Genomic DNA, 16,199 nt, shown 5'->3' with positions numbered 1-16,199 from the left:
GCGCACTCCCCCCGCGATGTGTCCCATGGACTCCCAGGCGGACCTGCGCCACTGTCCAACCACCCGGACAGCCCGAGTGGAAGGAGCTTGCTGCCAGAAGTCGATATCCGGCAGCACAGTGCTCCCAGTCGACGACCCAGGGCGGGAAGGGGGCTGCCGGCAACCGTGGCCTTGAACGACAAACCGGGGGCTGGAACAGGTCATACCTTGTTCAGGGCCACCAGGGGCTGTCCCCGGCCACGACAAGTGGGCGGGGTCAGCCGCGGCGGGTCCATTGTTCTAGGACGACGAGGGTTTTGGTGCTGGCGATGGCTTCGGCGGAGCGCAGGGAGCTGACCACCCGGCGGAGGTCTTCGACACCTTCTACCTGGATGCGGACCAGGGCGTCGGGGTCGCCGGCCAGGGTGAGGACTTCTTTGACCTCGGGGATCTGGGCGACGAACTCCATGATCTGGGCGAGGTCGAGGTCGTCGGCGAAGTGGAGCTCGGTCATCGCCTCGATACCGGTGGCGATCCGGCCGTGGTTGATCTGCACGGTGTAGCGCTCGATGACGCCGAGCTTCTCGAGCCGGGCGATCCGGCGCTGGACCGGCGCGACGGTCAGGCCGACGGCGGTCGCGATCTCGCGCAGCGGGCGGCGGGCGTTCTCGCGCAGCAGGTCGAGGATCGCGCGGTCGGTGGAGTCGAGGGTCGCCGGTTCGGGCACGCAACGAACTCTACCTGGTACGCCGGATCTGTTGCGTTGGAAAGCGCTGAATCGGCGTGATGATTGCGGATCGTCGCCAAACTCGACGATGTCTCTTGTGACCGGGCCCACCAGCCCTCAGGCTCGTGGGAACCGCCGCGGACCCCTGGAGAGCCGATGACCACCATCGCCCCGGCCGAGATCACGCCTGTGCGGCTCGCCGCGCCGCCGTACGACCTCGGCGATCGTTTCCGGCCGTCCGGTCCGCCGACGCTGCTGACCGGCGTCCAGGCGATCGCGCGGCTGCTCGTCGAGCACCGCGCGCTCGACCGGCGCCGCGGGCTGCGGACGGCGTCCTTCGTCTCGGGCTATCAGGGCAGTCCGCTCGGTGGGCTCGACAAGCTGCTGGCGGATCTGCAGGACGTCATGGACGAGAACGACATCCGGTTCGTCCCCGGCCTCAACGAGGAGCTCGCTGCGACCTCGGTGTGGGGCAGCCAGATCGAGCTGCCGCTCGGCGCCGGCACCCACGACGGCGTCACGGGCTTCTGGTACGGCAAGGGCCCGGGCGTGGACCGCGCCACCGACGCACTGCGGCACGCCAACATGTACGGCGTCAACCCGCGCGGCGGCGCCGTACTGCTGGTCGGTGACGACCCGGCCTCGAAGTCGTCGACCGTGCCCGCGGTGAGCGAGCGATCCCTTGCTGCGCTGGGGATTCCGGTCCTCTTCCCGCGCAACGCAGCCGAGATCGTCACGCTCGGCCTGCACGCGATCGAGATGTCGCGGACGACGGGCTGTGTCGTCGCGCTGAAGATCGTGGCGGACGTCGCCGATGGCGCCTGGGCGGTCGGTGACGACACGGGCAAGGTCACGCCGGTCGTGCCGACGATCGAGTGGGAGGGCAAGCCCTACACCTACCAGCAGCGCCCGATGGTTCTTCGCCCCGACGCGATCGTGGGCGCCGAGGCGGACATGGTCGGCCCCCGCACCGAACTCGTCCGCCAGTACGCCGTCGTGAACGGGCTCGACGTCCTCGACATCGACCCGATCCACGCGCGGGTCGGATTCGTTGCCTCGGGCAGCTGTTACGACTCGATGCGCCAGGCCATGACCGATCTCGGGGTCACTCCCGAAGCGCTCACCCAGGCAGGCGTCCGGGTACTGCGACTCGGCCTGATGAGCCCGGTTGCCCACGGCACCATCCGCTCGTTCGCCGAAGGGCTCGACCGGATCGTCGTGATCGAGGACAAGACCTCGTTCGTCGAGACGCAGATCCGCGACATCCTCTACGGGACACCGAACGCGCCGCAGATCCTCGGCAAGCGCGATACCGGCGGCCGCACCCTGATCCCGGCCGACGGCGAACTCACCTCGGGCCGGTTGCTCGCGCCGATGCGGCACCTGCTGGCCGACCTGGTCGCGATCACACCGCCCGCCCCGAAGCGGATCCCGCTCCCGCTGCTGTCGACCAGCAGGTCGGCGTACTTCTGCAGCGGCTGCCCGCACAACCGCTCCACCGGACTCCCCGAGGGGTCGATGGGCGGCGGCGGTATCGGCTGCCACGCCATGGTTACCATCTCCGACCGGGAGGACAGCGCGGTCACCGGTGTCACCCAGATGGGCGGCGAAGGTGCGCAGTGGATCGGCCAGGCCTGGTTCACCGATGCCGGACACATCTTCCAGAACGTCGGCGACGGCACGTTCTTCCACTCCGGTCAGCTCGCCGTCCAGGCATGTATCGCCGCTGGGGTGAACATCACCTACAAGGTGCTCTACAACGACGTGGTCGCGATGACCGGCGCGCAGGATGCCGAAGGTGCGCTCAGCGTTCCGCAGTTGACCCACAAGCTGCACACCGAAGGTGTGAAGAAGATCGTCGTCTGTGCAGACGAGCCGGAGCGCCACCGTCGGCGCGACCTCGCGCCCGGAACCCTGCTCTGGAACCGCGACCGCCTCGACGAGGCCCAGCGGATGCTGCGGGAGATCCCCGGCGTGACTGTGCTGATCTACGACCAGCACTGCGCCGCCGACGCTCGCCGCCAGCGCAAGCGCGGCAGCCTGCCCACCCGCACGCAGCGCGTCGTCATCAACGAGGCGGTCTGCGAGGGCTGTGGTGACTGCGGTGTGAAGAGCAACTGCCTCTCGGTGCAGCCGGTCGAGACCGAATACGGTCGCAAGACCCGCATCGAGCAGACCTCGTGCAACACCGACTACAGCTGCCTCGACGGCGACTGCCCGTCGTTCGTGACGGTGGAGACCGCGCCTCGGCGCACGGCCCCGAAAACCGCGAAGCGCAAGACCTTCCCGAAGCCGCCGTCGGTCGCGCCGAGCAGCGCCGAAGAGCGAGTCACCAGCACCCAGAACGTGTTCCTGGCCGGCATTGGCGGGACCGGCATCGTCACGGTCAACCAGGTGCTCGCGACGGCCGCACTGCGAGCCGGGTACGCCGCTGAGTCGCTCGACCAGACGGGGCTGAGCCAGAAGGCCGGACCGGTCACCGGCCATCTGCGGTTCGCCGACGGCGACCTGGAGCCGGCCAACCGGCTCACCCCCGGATCCGCGGACTGCTTCCTCGGTTTCGACCTGCTCACCCTCGCCGAGGACCGGAACCTTGCCTACGGCAACGTTGCGTCGACCCGGACCGTCGTCTCGACCAGCCGCACCGCAACCGGCGCGATGGTGTACGACCCGGCCGTCCAGCACCCGGAGGAGGCTGGTCTGCTGGAGCGGGTCCGCACTGCCGGCGCGGAGCTGTTCGACTTCGACGCGCTCGAGGCCGCCGACCGCATCTTCGGGAACACGATCGCCGCGAACTTCCTGCTCGTCGGTGCCGCCTACCAGACCGGCGCCCTGCGGCTCCCGGCCGCGGCCATCGAGGAAGCCATCGAGATCAACGGCACCGCGGTCGCGTCCAACATCGCAGCGTTCCGGTGGGGCCGGGTAGCGGTCACCGACCCCGCGGCCTTCGCTGCCGCGGGCGCGGCCCCAGCCCGGCAGGTGGCGCGCGACGTACCGGCTTCGGTTGCGGCTGCTGGTCTGCAGGGGGAGCTGCACCGCCTGGTCGCCCAGCGTGCCACCGACCTGGTCGGCTACCAGAACGTCAAGCTGGCCAACTCGTACGTCGCCCTCGTGGCACAGGTCGCGGCCGCCGAGCAGGCGGTCACCACGGAGACGCGGTTCAGCGAAGCCGTTGCCCGCAACCTGTTCAAGCTGATGGCGTACAAGGACGAGTACGAGGTCGCCCGTCTCCTCACCGACCCGGAGTTCCTCGACTCCACCGGCGAGGCGTTCCCGGGTGGCGTGGTCTCGTTCAAGCTGCATCCGCCGGTACTGCGGGCGATGGGCCGCACGAAGAAGATCTCGTTCGGCCCCAAGTCCCACGGCATGCTCCGAGTGCTGGCCCGGCTGAAGCCGCTCCGCGGGACCCGCGCCGACCTCTTCGGCTACGCCCACCTGCGCAAGGTAGAGCGGTCACTCCGCGACCACTACCGCACGCTCGTACTCGACCTGGCTGCGGAGCTGGACCAGGCGTCGTACAACCGCGCAGTGCAACTCGCGGAGCTGCCTGACCTGGTCCGCGGCTACGAGTCGGTCAAGCTGCGCAACGTCGACCGCTACACCGAGGCGCTCCGGCAGTTGGGTGTCCAGCCGCCGGCTTAGACCGAGAGCCGGCGGGCCTTCACGGTGCCGTCCTGGTAGTGGACTTCCTTGCCGTCGATCACCTTGACGCTGTCGTGGGCGGCGGTGGTGAGGATCTCCCAGCGGCCGTCGTCGAGCCCGACGTCGGCGACGACCTCGGCCGGCGTCGGGAAATGGACGTCGGCATGGGCGTCGTGGCGGGACTTGTCCGGGAACTCGAGATGCCCCTCGACGAGCAGCACACCTCCGACAGCGACCGCCGCGGCCGCCTCCCGAAGGATCTGCTCCCGTGGCATCTCGACCGTCGAGTGCAGGAACTGCGCCGACACCAGATCGAAGGTTCCATCCGGGAACGTCTTACCCAACTCGTGCTGCTGCCACTCGATCCGATCCTCGACACCAGCCTCCTTGGCGTGCTCCGCCGCCCGGCCGAGCGCGACCGAGGAGACGTCAACAGCCGTCACCTGCCAGCCCTGCTGAGCCAGCCAGATGGCGTCCCCGCCTTCCCCCGAACCGAGGTCAAGCGCGCGCCCAGGCGCCAAGCCGGCCACCTCGACCACCAACGCGGCATTCGGCTTCCCGCTCCAGATCCGGGTGCTCTCGGCATACCGCGCATCCCAATGCTCTTCTGCAGTCGTCATGTGACCAGCCTCCTTCGTGCAAGCCTGATTGACAAACTCCATTGCCGTTCCGGCAAAACTGCGTCGGCGTGCCGCCGCGGCATGGGCTAGGGTCCGGACCATGTTCGAGGTGCGCGGCAGGACAGGCCGGTCGGCGTGGTACCGGACCGATGAGGCACCGGCCGAGATCGCCTTCCTGCACGGCTTCTCCGATTCTGCGCAGTGCTGGGAGCCACTGCTCGGCGCGCTGCCCGGGATCCGGGCGCTCGCGATCGACGCGCGCGGGCACGGCGAGTCCGGCCTTCCGGAGGAGGCCATCAGCTATGACGCACTCCGCGACGATGCGGCCGCCGTGTTGTCGAGCCAGCCTCGCAACGGCGGGATGGTCGTCGTCGGCCACTCGATGGGCGCGATGTCGGCCGCCTATCTGGCCGCAGCGAGGCCGGACCTGGTCCGTGCGCTGGTGCTGGAGGACCCGCCCGTCGGGCAGTCGCTCGCCGACCGGCAGGACAGGCCGTGGGCCGTGCCGAGTTGGCTGGCGGACCTTCAGGCCCTCGACCTGCCGGCCCGCATCGCCCACGGCCGATCCGGCGAGCCCAGTTGGCCCGAGGACGAGCTCGAGCCCTGGGCCGTGTCGAAGGCACAGGTCAACCCGCACCTGTTCGACGTACCGTTCCAGGACCCGGGACCGCTGACCGACCTGCTCGCCAGGACAACGTGCCCGGTACTGCTGATCCACGGGGACACCGAGCGCGGTTCGCTGATCTCCGCCGAGTACGCCGAGCGCTGCGCGCAAGCGGCGGCCGGCGAGTTCCGCGCGGTACATATTCGCGGCGCAGGCCATTCGGTACGCCGTGACAGCCGAACGCAGTACGTCGCGGAACTCACCGAGTTCCTTGTCAGGAACGGATGATGCCCTGGCTGCTGGTGTGGTTGCCGTCCCAGTCGCCGACCAGGGGGCGGTCGCCGGGGTCGCCGTAGCGGATCTTCTCGGTGGTTTCGGTGGGGTCGATACCGCTCATGCGGAAGTAGAAGGTGGCGTTGGCGGGGTTGTAGAGGCCTGGTTCGTCGCGGCCGTCGCCGTTCCAGTCGCCGGTCAGGGGCTTCCAATAGGGATCGCCGTAGACGAACGATCGGGTGGTGCCGTCGGGGAGCCGGAGTTCGAAGGTTGCGTCCGAGGCGCGGTAGATGCCCACGTCGTCGGTACCGTCGCCGTTCCAGTCGCCGACCAGTGGGATCCGGTACGGCGCGCCGTAGGCGAGTGTGGTGGTCGTTCCATCGGCCGCGCGTTTGGTGAAGGTGCCGGTGGATGGGGTGTAGGTGCCGACCTCGTCGGTGCCGTCGCCGTTCCAGTCGCCGACGATCGGCCGGTCGCCGACTGTGCCCAGGGCGATGGTGATCTGGCCGACGCCGCCGTTGAAGTTGTTGGTCAGGAAGAACTTGTTGTCGTCCGGGCTGTAAGCGCCTGGGGTGTCGCCGGCCACGCCGTCCCAGTTGCCGGCCAGCGGCACCATCGGAGTGTTGCCATAGGCAAAGGCCGGGATGGTCGCCGTTCCCGACGTCCTGCTGTTCGACAGGTACCAGTTGTAGACGCAGACGGCCGCGGGTGCAGCGGCCTGCTCGGAATCCTTGGAGAAGGCGTTCGGAACCGCGATGACGACCGCGGCGACGGCGGCCGCGACGCCGCCGGTGATCAGCTGGCCGAGGAGCTGGGTGCGCATCTCGTCCCCCTTATGCGTCGAGCCGGTACAGGGCCGCGGCCCCGGGTGCCAGGGTGGCGACGATCTTGGTCTTGTCCGCCTGCGCGGTGTAGGCGCGGGTCGCCGGATCGAAGACCGAGACCTTGGTGACCGTTGCCTGGTTCAACGAAACGGTCGTGGTCCCGCTCGCGCCCGCCTGGCGGTTGGCGATCAGCAACCAACGGGTCCGGGCGGCATCGGTCGGCCGGAACCGCCCGAGTACGGCGGGACTACCCGTCGTACCGCTGAGGTAGGTGTCCGGGGTGAAGCCGACCGTGCCTGATGGTGGCGTGTGATTCGCATGCACGGCCAGTTCGGAGATCAGCGGTTTGAGCTCGGCGCCGACCTGGCGGAGCCAGGTGGTGTTGATGGTCTTGGCGGCGTCGTACAGCGGCGTGTGCGTGCCGTCGAGGGTGGTGATGGCGCGACCGAAGTTCTCACCGCGAGCGGGGTCGGGCTGCCAGTAGGTGAAGTACTGGATGCCCTTGCAGCCGTACGCGAGGCTGGTGTTGATGTTCCACAGCAGCTCCGCCTGCGTCGGGAACCGGTGCCCGGAGTACTCGACGCTCTGCACGAACACCCAGGAAGGGATGTTCGCGCGCAGCGCCTCGGACCGGATGATCGCCCAGTTCTCGAAGTAGTTCGGGTCCTCGCCCGTGGTGAGCAACGGATACCGGTCGTACGACAGCATCGGCGGCCGGCAGAGGTCGACGTACCGGCGGACCATCGCCCGGTAACCGTCGCCCGCGCCCGGCACCAGATTCGAGTACGGCGTGTACGTCGGCGCCTGCTCGCGGGCGATCGCGAACGCCTTGCCCAGTGAGGGGACCTGCGCCTCCGGCAGCTCGTCGCCGAGACTGAATCCGGCGAACGACTCGAACCCGCGGTACTGGTTCAGCGCGTTGGTCAGCAGCGTCCGGGCGTCCGCCGTGGTGATCGACATCGGGACCGACCGGTCGTCGCTGATCGTGAACCGCCGCGCCATGTTCTGTACGTCGGGATCGCTGGAGACCAGCACCTTCAGACCGACCTGCTCGGCGATGGCCAGGGTGTGCCGGATGATCGCCTGATCGTCCACGTAGTTGCCGGTGATCACGAAGTTGAACCCGGCCGTGCGGATCTCGCCGTACCGCTCGACCGTCGTCTGGTACGGCGGCGGTGGCCAGAACACGCCGATCGGGTACTCGGCCCCACCGACCAGCGGCAGGTCCACACACGCGGCCGCCGGCGCCGTGGCCGCCGCGGGAACCTTGGCGGAACCGGTCAGACGATGAGCGAGCGGAAGCGGCGCGGCGGCCAGCGCCCCGATGACGGCGCCCCGCAGCACCGCTCGTCGGCCGAACCCGGTGGCCGCCCTGTGTTCAGGAATCATCATGCTCCTTCTCTCTGGTCACGACGCAGACCAGAACAGCCGAAGCCATGACGCACGGCAATCCTTTAGACCCAGAACGTAGTGAACGCCTGGCGGCCAATACCGGACAGCCGATGCACATCAGGGTTTGAGGACGATCCGTCCGAAGACCTGGCCGGCGTCCATCTGCTCGTGAGCCTTGGCGGCTTCGTCCAGACCGAGGACGTCATGGACCACGGCGTCGAGCTCGCCACGGGCCGCGGCCGCGAACTGGTCGCGGCGGACGAGCGCACGGGCCGGCACCGGGATCGTGTCGAGGCTGAACGTTGCCAGCGACAACGACTTCTGGAACGACTGCATCAGCTGGTCGGTGAGACCGGCCGGCAGTGGGCCGGCGACTGCGCCGAGCACGACCAGACGGCCGTTGGGGGAGAGCTTCGGGAGAAAGCTGGGGAGGTCGGGACCGGCGATCACATCGAGGATGACGTCGTACGTCGCTGGGCCGTCGCCGGTGCCTGATCGATCGAGGACGTGGGTCGCGCCGAGCTCGCGGAGGCGGCGACCGCGGTCGGGCGAGGATGTGGTCACAGCGATCGCTGACGCGGTGCGCGCGAGTTGGACCGCCAGCAGGCCGATGCTGCCCGCGGCTCCTCGGATCAGGACGGACTCGCCCGGGGCGAAATGTGCGTGCTGTAAGGCGAAATGGGCAACCGCGCCACTGCTGCCGAGCGCGACGGCGGTCTCGTTCGTCAGGCCGGCGGGAATCCGTTCGAGGTGGTCGACCGCCGCGACGGCCTGTTCGGCGTACCCGCCGCCGGTGCCGGTGAAGGCCCAGACCCGTTCGCCGATCCAGGACGGTTCGACGTCAACGCCGACGGCGGTCACGGTGCCGGCGACCTCCGAGCCGAGGATGTGGCCGCTGCCGAAGCCGTACCCGCTGAGCGTGCCGCGGCGGATCATGGCGTCGACGCCACCCACACCGATCGCCTCGACCGCGATGGTCACCTGCCCCGGGCCTGGCTCCGGCGCCGGTACGTCGACCATCGCCATTCCGTCCGGGGCTCCGAATGTCTGGACTGCAACCGCTCTCACTGGTCCACTCCTTCTGCCTGGTTTCTTCGGACGTTAACGGACGCCGGCGTCCGGTTAGGTAGAGTGAGAGCGATGACCGTCGAACTGTCTCGTTCCCTGCGCGCCGACGCCGCGGACAACCGCGAGCGGATCGTCGAGGCGGCGTACCGGCTGTTCGCGGCCGAGGGGATGACCGTGACGATGCGGGAGATCGCGCGGCAGGCAGGGGTCGGGCCGGCGACGCTGTACCGGCATTTCCCGACCAAGCAGGATCTTGCGGTCGAGGTGTTCGCCGAGCAGGTGCGGATCTGCCATCAGGTCGTCGACGACGGGCTGGCCGAGCCGGACCCGTGGACTGGCTTCTGTCAGGTGATCGAGCGGATCTGCGAGCAGAATGCGCAGAGCCGTGGTTTCACGGAGGCGTTCCTCGCGACCTATCCGGAGCTGGCCGACCTGCGGACACATCGTGAGCACACCCTGGGTGTGGTCGCCGAGCTGGCCAAGCGGGCCAAGAAGAGCGGGCAGCTGCGTGCGGACTTCACCCTCGACGATCTGATCCTGATGCTGTCGGCACACCGCAGTATCCCGGGCCGGACACCGCAGATCCGCCGGACGGCGTCGCGGCGGTTCGCCGCGCTGACGATCGAGGCCTTCCGTGCGCGATTCTGAGGTCTTTGGTCGCTCCAGGTAGTCTCGTGGTTTGGTGCCCGGGCGAGCGGGTTGCCGTGTCGACGGGGTGGGTACGAGGAACGGATGTTGATCGCAGGGCGGTACCGGCTGGGCGCGTCTCTCGGGCGTGGCGGCATGGGGGAGGTGCATCGCGCCACCGACGAGGCACTGGGCCGGGTGGTCGCGGTGAAGACGATGCTCCGGTCGAGTGCGGATCCGTCGGCTTCCGAGCGCTTCCGGCGGGAGGCGCGCGCGGCCGCGCGGTTGAGCGATCCGCACATCGTCGCGGTCTACGACTTCGGCCAGCACGACGACGCGTTCTACCTGGTGATGGAGCTGGTCGAGGGCCGGTCGGTCGCCGGCGAGCTGGCCGCGAGCGGACCGTTGCCGTGGCAGCGGGCGACCGAGATTGTCGAGCAGGCGGCAGCCGGGCTGATGGCCGCGCACGCGCAGGACGTTGTTCACCGCGATATCAAGCCCAGCAATCTGCTGGTCGCGGCGGACGGGACGATCAAGGTCGCGGACTTCGGCATCGCGCAGATGCCCGGGGCCGAGACCAGCGAGCTGACGATGACCGGTCAGATCCTGGGCAGTCCTTATTACCTGGCGCCGGAGCGGGCGCAGGGTCAGCAGTCCGGCCCCGAGGCCGACATCTATGCGCTGGGCTGTGTTCTGTACGAGCTGGTCACCGGGCGGCCGCCGTTCATGGGCGATCATCCGACGGCCGTGCTCTACCAGCACGTGGATGCCGAACCGGTTCCGCCCAGCGAGCTGCGGCCTGAGCTGGCCGGTCCGTTCGAGGGTGTGCTGCTGCAGATGCTCGCGAAGGATCCGGCGCAGCGCCCGACGGCCGCGCAACTCGCTGCGGGCAAGTGGTCGCCGGTTGTCACCGATCGACCGACCGAACCACTCGCAGTCGCCCCAGCTCCAGCACCAGCATCCGTGCCCGCCGTGCCGGCGAAGACCGGACCGCAGCAACGGACGACCTGGCTGATCGCCGCCGCCAGCGTGCTCATCATCGCCGGTGCGATCATCGCTGCTGTCCTCCTGTCGAACAGAGGCGACGACCTGCCGCCGACGGTCGACATCGGTCCGCGCCCGAGCACGAGTGTCGGTACGTCGAACACGCCGGACCCGACCGACCCGACGCAGCCCACCGAGCCGACCCGGCAGCCTTCGACGACACCGTCAGCCACGCCGAGCGCGACACCCACACCCACTCCCACGGCGCCGACCAGTACGCCGCCCACGCCGACCCCGACCCCGACGCCGCGTCCGACGCCGACTCCCACCCCGACGCCGACCCCGACGCCGACCCCGTCACCCACACCGACTCCGTCGCCCACGCCCACGCAGACTCCGCTCAACACCCCGCAGCCGTAGGCCACCAGGCTTTAGCCGCCCAGCCTTCGGGTACTGGACGGCCATGGATGCGACAGGACTGCTGGAGGCGAGTGAGCGACTGTCGAAGTCGCTGACGCCGGGTGATCTGGACCATACGTTGAGCCGGATCACGGCTGCGGCGGTCGAGGTGCTGCCGGAGGTCGAGTACGCGAGTATCACGGTGAAGCACAGTGACGGGCGGCTTGAGACGGTTGCACCGACCAGTGATGTCCTGTGGGGCGTGGATGCGGCGCAGTACGAGTTGCGGGAGGGTCCCTGTTACGACGCTGCAACGGATGGGGCACACATTCTGTCGCCCGATCTGGCTGCGGATCCGCGGTTTCCGCGCTATGCCGCGAGTGCGGTGGCGGCGGGGATTCTGGCTCAGGCCGGGTTGCGGTTGTTCGATGCACCGAAGTCGCAGGGGGCGTTGAACCTGTACTCGACGACCGTCGGATCGTTCAAGGACCTGGGCGCTGTCGGTGCACTGTTCACCCACCAGTCGGCGATGGCGATCGAGTACGCCCGCGAGATCCACAACCTGCAGGACGCGCTGCGCACCCGCCGTACCATCGGCAAGGCGATCGGCATCCTGATGGAGCGGTACACGCTGACCGATCAGCGGGCGTTCGCCTTCCTCGCGCGGCTGTCGCAGCAGCGCAACACCAAGCTCCACCGGATCTCCGCGGAGCTCGTCGAGGACGTCGAACTCCGCGGTGAACAGGGTATCGGCGCGCCCTAGCCGCGACCGGGAAGCTTGCGGGTGTCGATGAGTTCCTGGGCGACGTCGCGCAGTTTGCGGTTGTAGTCCTGGGAGTAGCGGCGCAGTACTTCGAACGCGCGGTCGGCGTCGAGGTCGTAGCGCTCCATCAGGATGCCCATCGCCTGCCCGACCAGTTTCCGGGCGTCGACGGCGCGCAGCATCGTCTCCTGGTGGCGGGCCGCGGCGATCGCGACCGAGGCATGCCGAGCGAGGATGTGCGCGACCGCCAGATCGTCGGGGGAGAACGCGTCACCGTACAGGTTGAGTACTGCCTGCGACCGGCCGGAGACCATCAGCGGTAGGTGCAGAGCGCTGTGAATCCCCAGCTCCTTGAGCCGGCCGATCAGTTCCGGCCACCACCTGGTCTCCACGCCGACATCAGCGAGATGAACGACCGAGTTCTCGAGGATTGCGGTCAGCAACGGCCCGGCACCCACGTCGATCTGCTCCTGGTAGAGCTCGGCCAGCGCCGGATCGGTCGAGGCCACCACCTCGGGGCGGCGTCCCTGGGCGATCAGCACCACCGACGCGAACTGGCACGACAGGGCTTGCAACGCGAACTGGACGACGGCCTCGACGGTCTCCTCGATCCCGTCGACGGTCTGCAGTTCGGAGGCCAGCCGGGCGAATGCCTCGGCCGACGAGTAGTCCACGGACATGACGGATCTCCACACGCCTTGCGGCGGCAGTCACCCACCTTCCGGAGCGACCCGGGCCCATCCTGCCCGATGGTCACCCGTCTGCGAAAACCCACCCCGTGCGACTGGGTTGTTACAGCCGGGCGTCTGTGGGCACCAGAGAAGCAGGCGGCCAGCAGCCGCGCGCGGAAGGTGGTTCGCTAAGGTCACGTGCGTTACGAAAACAGCGCACGTGACCGCCCCACCACACGCACCTAGAAGCCCGGCAGGAACAGACACAGCACGTGGCCGTGCGGGTCCCGGATGACGCGGACGCCGTCGGGCTGAGGCTGGTGATCCTCCACCGTGGCACCGAGACTGACCGCGCGCGCTGTCTCCCGCTCGAGGTCGTCGACCTGTACGTCGAAGTGCGCCTGCATCTGCTGGCTCCCCGGCTGCTGGGGCCAGACCGGTGGCTCGTGATCGGTCTCCAACTGAAAACTGAGACCGGGCCGGTCGTCGTGGGGATGCCGGACACGGGCCCAGTGCGGTTCGCTGCTGGTCACCGGCCAGCCCAGCAGCTCGCTGTAGAAGACGGCCAGTGCCGGGGGATCCGGCGTACCGAGAACGGTGGCAACAAGTCTTGCGGGCATCAGACCTCCTGATCCGGTCGGGAGTGCGCTGCTCGGGTCGACGACAGCAGAGCGTGCGTGCCGTCACAGAGCGGGGCGAGGCCGGAGCGACCGCAGCGGCACAGGGCGACGGTACGGCGGGTGGTGACGGGCTCGCCGTGTTCGTCGAGCAGCTCGAAGTCACCGCGGATCAGAAGCGGGCCGTCGGGATAGGCGCGGATCACGGTGGCAGGGTCCTCGGCGTTCGTCGTCATAGGGAGGCGGTACCCACCGGTGAAGCGGTTTCCTCGCCGGGTACCGGTGTGAGGCTCACGAACAAGGAGACGCACATGCAGTTGCCACCCCCGCGGGGACCGCTCAGCGGCTGGTTGATCAGCCGGCTCGGCGGCCGCCGTACCGATGAGGTCGCCGTCGTGGGATCGGGCCCGTCCTGGGCGGACGAGGATCTGCAGCTCGCACTGTGGATCGCCTACGAGTTGCACTACCGGGGTTTCCAGGACGCGGCTCTCGATGGTCAGTGGGATCCGGAGATCATTGCCTTCCGCAACCGGTTGGAGCGGCCGTGGACGGCCTGGCTGGAGGCGAACTGCCGGATGATGCCGACCGGCGGAACGGTCGCGGAGCAGCTGCGTGCGTTGGTCGAGGCCGACGACGGACCGAAGCTGTCAGCCTATCTGCGGCGGCACGCGACGCTCGAGCAGTTCCGCGAGTTCGTCGCGAACCGGTCGGTCTATCAGCTGAAGGAGGCTGACCCGCACAGCTTCGGCATCCCGCGGCTGGATGGTGCGGCGAAGGCTGCGCTGGTCGAGATCCAGGCCGACGAGTACGGCGGTGGCCGCCCCGAACGCATGCACGCGGAGCTGTTCCGGACCACGATGCGCTGGCTCGGACTGAATGATGCCTATGGCCACTATGTCGCGACCGCACCCGCGGTCACCTTGGCGATCTCCAACGTGATGTCGCTGTTCGCGATGCACCAACGGTGGACACCCGCGCTGCTCGGCCACCTGGCGGCCCTCGAGATGACCTCGACGCTGCCCAACCGCCAGTACGCCGCCGGTGCCGCTCGCCTCGGCGCGACGGAGGCGCAGGCCCGCTACTTCACCGAACATGTCGAGGCGGACGCCGTTCACGAGCAGATCGCTGCGCACGACCTCTGCGGCAGCTACGTCAGCGAGCACCCGGCCGCGGCTGGTGACGTGCTCTTCGGAGCCAGTTGTTCGCTGACCTTGGACCGCCTGTTCGCCGAGCATCTCTTGACCACCTGGAAAGTCGACACGTACGACGCGCCTGCGCCGTCTGCGATCGCACGGTGACCTCCCGGCCTTTCGGAGGCGTTGCTCAAAGCGCTTGCTTGAGGGTGGCTGCGCGGTCGTAGTCGCGCTGCCAGTCGCCGGAGGGAAAGAGGATGACACGCTCGACGCCGGCCTGCTCGTAGGTCGCGAGCTGCTCGGCGGCACGCGCCAGGTCGTCGTCCAACGGCGGTGCGACCACGGTCGCGCGCAGTGCTGGGCGACCGAGCTCTGTGGCCAGCTGGTTGATCGTGTCGAGGTTGGCGCGGACCTCGTCAGGTGACTGCGCGATCGTCGCCCAGCCATCGCCGTACCGGGCGGCTCGCCGATGGGCGCGAGCTCCACTGCCTGCCACAAAGATCGGTGGTACGGCGGAGCCCGGCGCCAGCGTCGCCTCGGTGCCGTCGGCAAGCGTCGCCGAGTGGCCGGCGATCAGCTCAGGCAGTACGGCGAGGGCCTCGTCGGTCAGCCGGCCGCGCTCGGCGTACTCGACGCCCGCAGCTCGCCAGCCGATGTCGCCGTGGGCCGGGTTGCCCGTCCCGATGCCGAGGACCAGGCGATTGCCGGACACCAACTGCAGGCTGTTGACCTGCTTGGCCGCCCACGCGACCGGACGCAGTGCCAGCAGCATCACGTTGAACCCGACCGTGATCCGCTCGGTGACCGCGGCCGCGGTGGCGAGCACGACCGTACTGTCGAGCATCGGTCCACTGGCGATCAGGTGGTCCGTCGACCAGACGGAGTCCAGTCCCACCTCCTCGGCGTACCGGGCGCCGGCCCGTACGTCGCCCAGGATCGGCCGGCTCGGATCGGGCGTGGACGTGGGCAGGATGACACCGATGTCGACAGTCATACCTGCGCCAACCCAGCCCGATCCGCGCGCATTCCCGGCTCAGTCCTTGAGGCCGGCGCCGATGTCGGCGCTCATCACGTACTTCTGGAAGACCAGGTAGAGGGCGACGAGCGGGATCATCGAGAGCACCGAGGCGCCCAGCAGGACCGACCAGTTGACGTTCTCGGCGCCGACGATGGTCGCGACGCCGATCTGGAGGGTGTACTTGCTCGGCTCGTTCAGCACGACCAGCGGCCAGATGTAGTCGTTCCAGCGCCACTGGAACGAGAAGATGGCCAGGGTCAGCATGATCGGCCGTGACAGCGGCAGCATGATGCGCCACAACGTCTGCAACTCACCGGCCCCGTCGATCCGGGCCGCCTCCAGCAGGTCGTTCGGGACCGTGAGGAAGAACTGCCGGAACATGAACGTACCGGTGGCCGTGATCACCGACGGTACGACGACCGCCGCCAGGCTGTTGTAGAGGCCGAGGTTGCGCACCACCAGGAACAGCGGCGCGAGGATGACCTCGCCGGGCAGCATCGTGGTCGCCAGGATGCAGACGGCGAACGCCTTGATCCACCAGTTCGTGTACTTGGCCAGTGCGTACCCGCAGGCGGCACTCGCCACGATCGTGAGCACGGTGGCCGAGACGGCGACGATCATCGTGTTGAAGAAGTACTGCGCGACGTCGAAGCTCGTCCAGGCCTGGGTGTAGCCCTTGATCGTCGGATGCTTGGGGAACACCGTCAGCGGATAGGAGAACAGTTCACCGGCCGGCTTGAACGAACTGAGCAGGAACCAGAGGACGGGAACGCCGTACACGGCGACCAGGAGCCACATCAGGGCGGTCGCCCAGATCTTCTTCGGGAGTTCGCCCGTGGCGGAAGCGGTGGCGGCCAT

General features: G+C 68.6%; 16 protein-coding genes. 6 read left to right on the top strand and 10 right to left on the bottom strand.

The window, feature by feature from the left end:
* Positions 1-256: 256 nt before the first annotated feature.
* Positions 257-706 (bottom strand): Lrp/AsnC family transcriptional regulator, encoded by a 450-nt coding sequence (locus ACFCV3_RS12570; protein ID WP_132414440.1) that lies wholly within the window; start codon positions 704-706, stop codon positions 257-259.
* Positions 707-862: 156 nt separating this feature from the next.
* On the opposite strand from ACFCV3_RS12570, the gene ACFCV3_RS12565 reads away from it, so the two are divergent.
* Complete coding sequence (locus tag ACFCV3_RS12565; protein ID WP_376029437.1) at positions 863-4,348, top strand: indolepyruvate ferredoxin oxidoreductase family protein; 3,486 nt, start codon at positions 863-865, stop codon at positions 4,346-4,348.
* Here the strand turns inward: ACFCV3_RS12565 and ACFCV3_RS12560 are convergent.
* Positions 4,345-4,968 carry an SAM-dependent methyltransferase gene (locus ACFCV3_RS12560; RefSeq protein ID WP_376029435.1) on the bottom strand — a complete coding sequence of 208 codons (624 nt, stop codon included), beginning with the start codon at positions 4,966-4,968 and terminating at the stop codon, positions 4,345-4,347. The genes ACFCV3_RS12565 and ACFCV3_RS12560 overlap by 4 nt on opposite strands.
* Before the next feature lie 100 nt (positions 4,969-5,068).
* On the opposite strand from ACFCV3_RS12560, the gene ACFCV3_RS12555 reads away from it, so the two are divergent.
* Positions 5,069-5,860, top strand: coding sequence for an alpha/beta fold hydrolase (locus ACFCV3_RS12555; protein WP_376029432.1), 792 nt, complete (start codon positions 5,069-5,071; stop codon positions 5,858-5,860).
* Here the strand turns inward: ACFCV3_RS12555 and ACFCV3_RS12550 are convergent.
* The 3 genes from ACFCV3_RS12550 to ACFCV3_RS12540 form a co-directional block, all read right to left on the bottom strand.
* Positions 5,847-6,668 (bottom strand): hypothetical protein, encoded by an 822-nt coding sequence (locus tag ACFCV3_RS12550; protein ID WP_376029430.1) that lies wholly within the window; start codon positions 6,666-6,668, stop codon positions 5,847-5,849. The two genes, ACFCV3_RS12555 and ACFCV3_RS12550, sit on opposite strands and share 14 nt — an antisense overlap.
* A 10-nt stretch (positions 6,669-6,678) precedes the next feature.
* Positions 6,679-8,061 carry a hypothetical protein gene (locus tag ACFCV3_RS12545; RefSeq protein WP_376029428.1) on the bottom strand — a complete coding sequence of 461 codons (1,383 nt, stop codon included), beginning with the start codon at positions 8,059-8,061 and terminating at the stop codon, positions 6,679-6,681.
* 117 nt (positions 8,062-8,178) lie between these two features.
* A complete protein-coding gene (locus ACFCV3_RS12540) occupies positions 8,179-9,129 on the bottom strand; it encodes a zinc-binding dehydrogenase (RefSeq protein ID WP_376029425.1) in 951 nt (316 codons plus the stop codon).
* 72 nt (positions 9,130-9,201) lie between these two features.
* On the opposite strand from ACFCV3_RS12540, the gene ACFCV3_RS12535 reads away from it, so the two are divergent.
* The 3 genes from ACFCV3_RS12535 (at position 9,202) to ACFCV3_RS12525 (ending at position 11,902) form a co-directional block, all read left to right on the top strand.
* On the top strand, positions 9,202-9,777 hold the full coding sequence (locus tag ACFCV3_RS12535) for a TetR/AcrR family transcriptional regulator (protein WP_376029423.1): 576 nt from the start codon (positions 9,202-9,204) through the stop codon (positions 9,775-9,777).
* An 84-nt stretch (positions 9,778-9,861) separates the two neighbouring features.
* Positions 9,862-11,160 (top strand): serine/threonine-protein kinase, encoded by a 1,299-nt coding sequence (locus tag ACFCV3_RS12530; protein ID WP_376029421.1) that lies wholly within the window; start codon positions 9,862-9,864, stop codon positions 11,158-11,160.
* 43 nt (positions 11,161-11,203) lie between these two features.
* Positions 11,204-11,902, top strand: coding sequence for a GAF and ANTAR domain-containing protein (locus tag ACFCV3_RS12525; protein WP_376029418.1), 699 nt, complete (start codon positions 11,204-11,206; stop codon positions 11,900-11,902).
* On the opposite strand, the gene ACFCV3_RS12520 is transcribed toward ACFCV3_RS12525, so the two are convergent.
* The 3 genes from ACFCV3_RS12520 to ACFCV3_RS12510 all read right to left on the bottom strand — a co-directional run bounded on the left by ACFCV3_RS12520 (position 11,899) and on the right by ACFCV3_RS12510 (position 13,426).
* Positions 11,899-12,582: an ANTAR domain-containing protein gene (locus ACFCV3_RS12520; protein WP_376029416.1), complete on the bottom strand. Its 684-nt coding sequence runs from the start codon at positions 12,580-12,582 to the stop codon at positions 11,899-11,901. The genes ACFCV3_RS12525 and ACFCV3_RS12520 overlap by 4 nt on opposite strands.
* Before the next feature lie 233 nt (positions 12,583-12,815).
* Entirely contained in the window at positions 12,816-13,193 is a 378-nt protein-coding gene (locus ACFCV3_RS12515) for a VOC family protein (protein WP_376029413.1), read from the bottom strand.
* Entirely contained in the window at positions 13,193-13,426 is a 234-nt protein-coding gene (locus ACFCV3_RS12510) for a CDGSH iron-sulfur domain-containing protein (RefSeq protein WP_376029411.1), read from the bottom strand. Before ACFCV3_RS12510 ends, ACFCV3_RS12515 begins: the two co-directional genes overlap by 1 nt.
* Before the next feature lie 75 nt (positions 13,427-13,501).
* Between ACFCV3_RS12510 and ACFCV3_RS12505 the strand changes: the two genes are divergently transcribed.
* Complete coding sequence (locus tag ACFCV3_RS12505) at positions 13,502-14,488, top strand: iron-containing redox enzyme family protein (RefSeq protein WP_376029409.1); 987 nt, start codon at positions 13,502-13,504, stop codon at positions 14,486-14,488.
* Between the two features lie 25 nt (positions 14,489-14,513).
* Here ACFCV3_RS12505 and ACFCV3_RS12500 read toward each other — a convergent pair whose 3' ends face one another.
* Both ACFCV3_RS12500 and ACFCV3_RS12495 read right to left on the bottom strand, forming a co-directional pair.
* Positions 14,514-15,317 carry an LLM class flavin-dependent oxidoreductase gene (locus ACFCV3_RS12500; protein ID WP_376029407.1) on the bottom strand — a complete coding sequence of 268 codons (804 nt, stop codon included), beginning with the start codon at positions 15,315-15,317 and terminating at the stop codon, positions 14,514-14,516.
* 39 nt (positions 15,318-15,356) lie between these two features.
* A complete protein-coding gene (locus ACFCV3_RS12495) occupies positions 15,357-16,199 on the bottom strand; it encodes a carbohydrate ABC transporter permease (protein ID WP_376029406.1) in 843 nt (280 codons plus the stop codon).

This window comes from Kribbella sp. NPDC056345 (assembly GCF_042262745.1).
Lineage (GTDB): Bacteria > Actinomycetota > Actinomycetes > Propionibacteriales > Kribbellaceae > Kribbella.
Note: the sequence above shows the minus strand (reverse complement) of the source record. Positions and strands in the feature narration are given on the sequence as shown.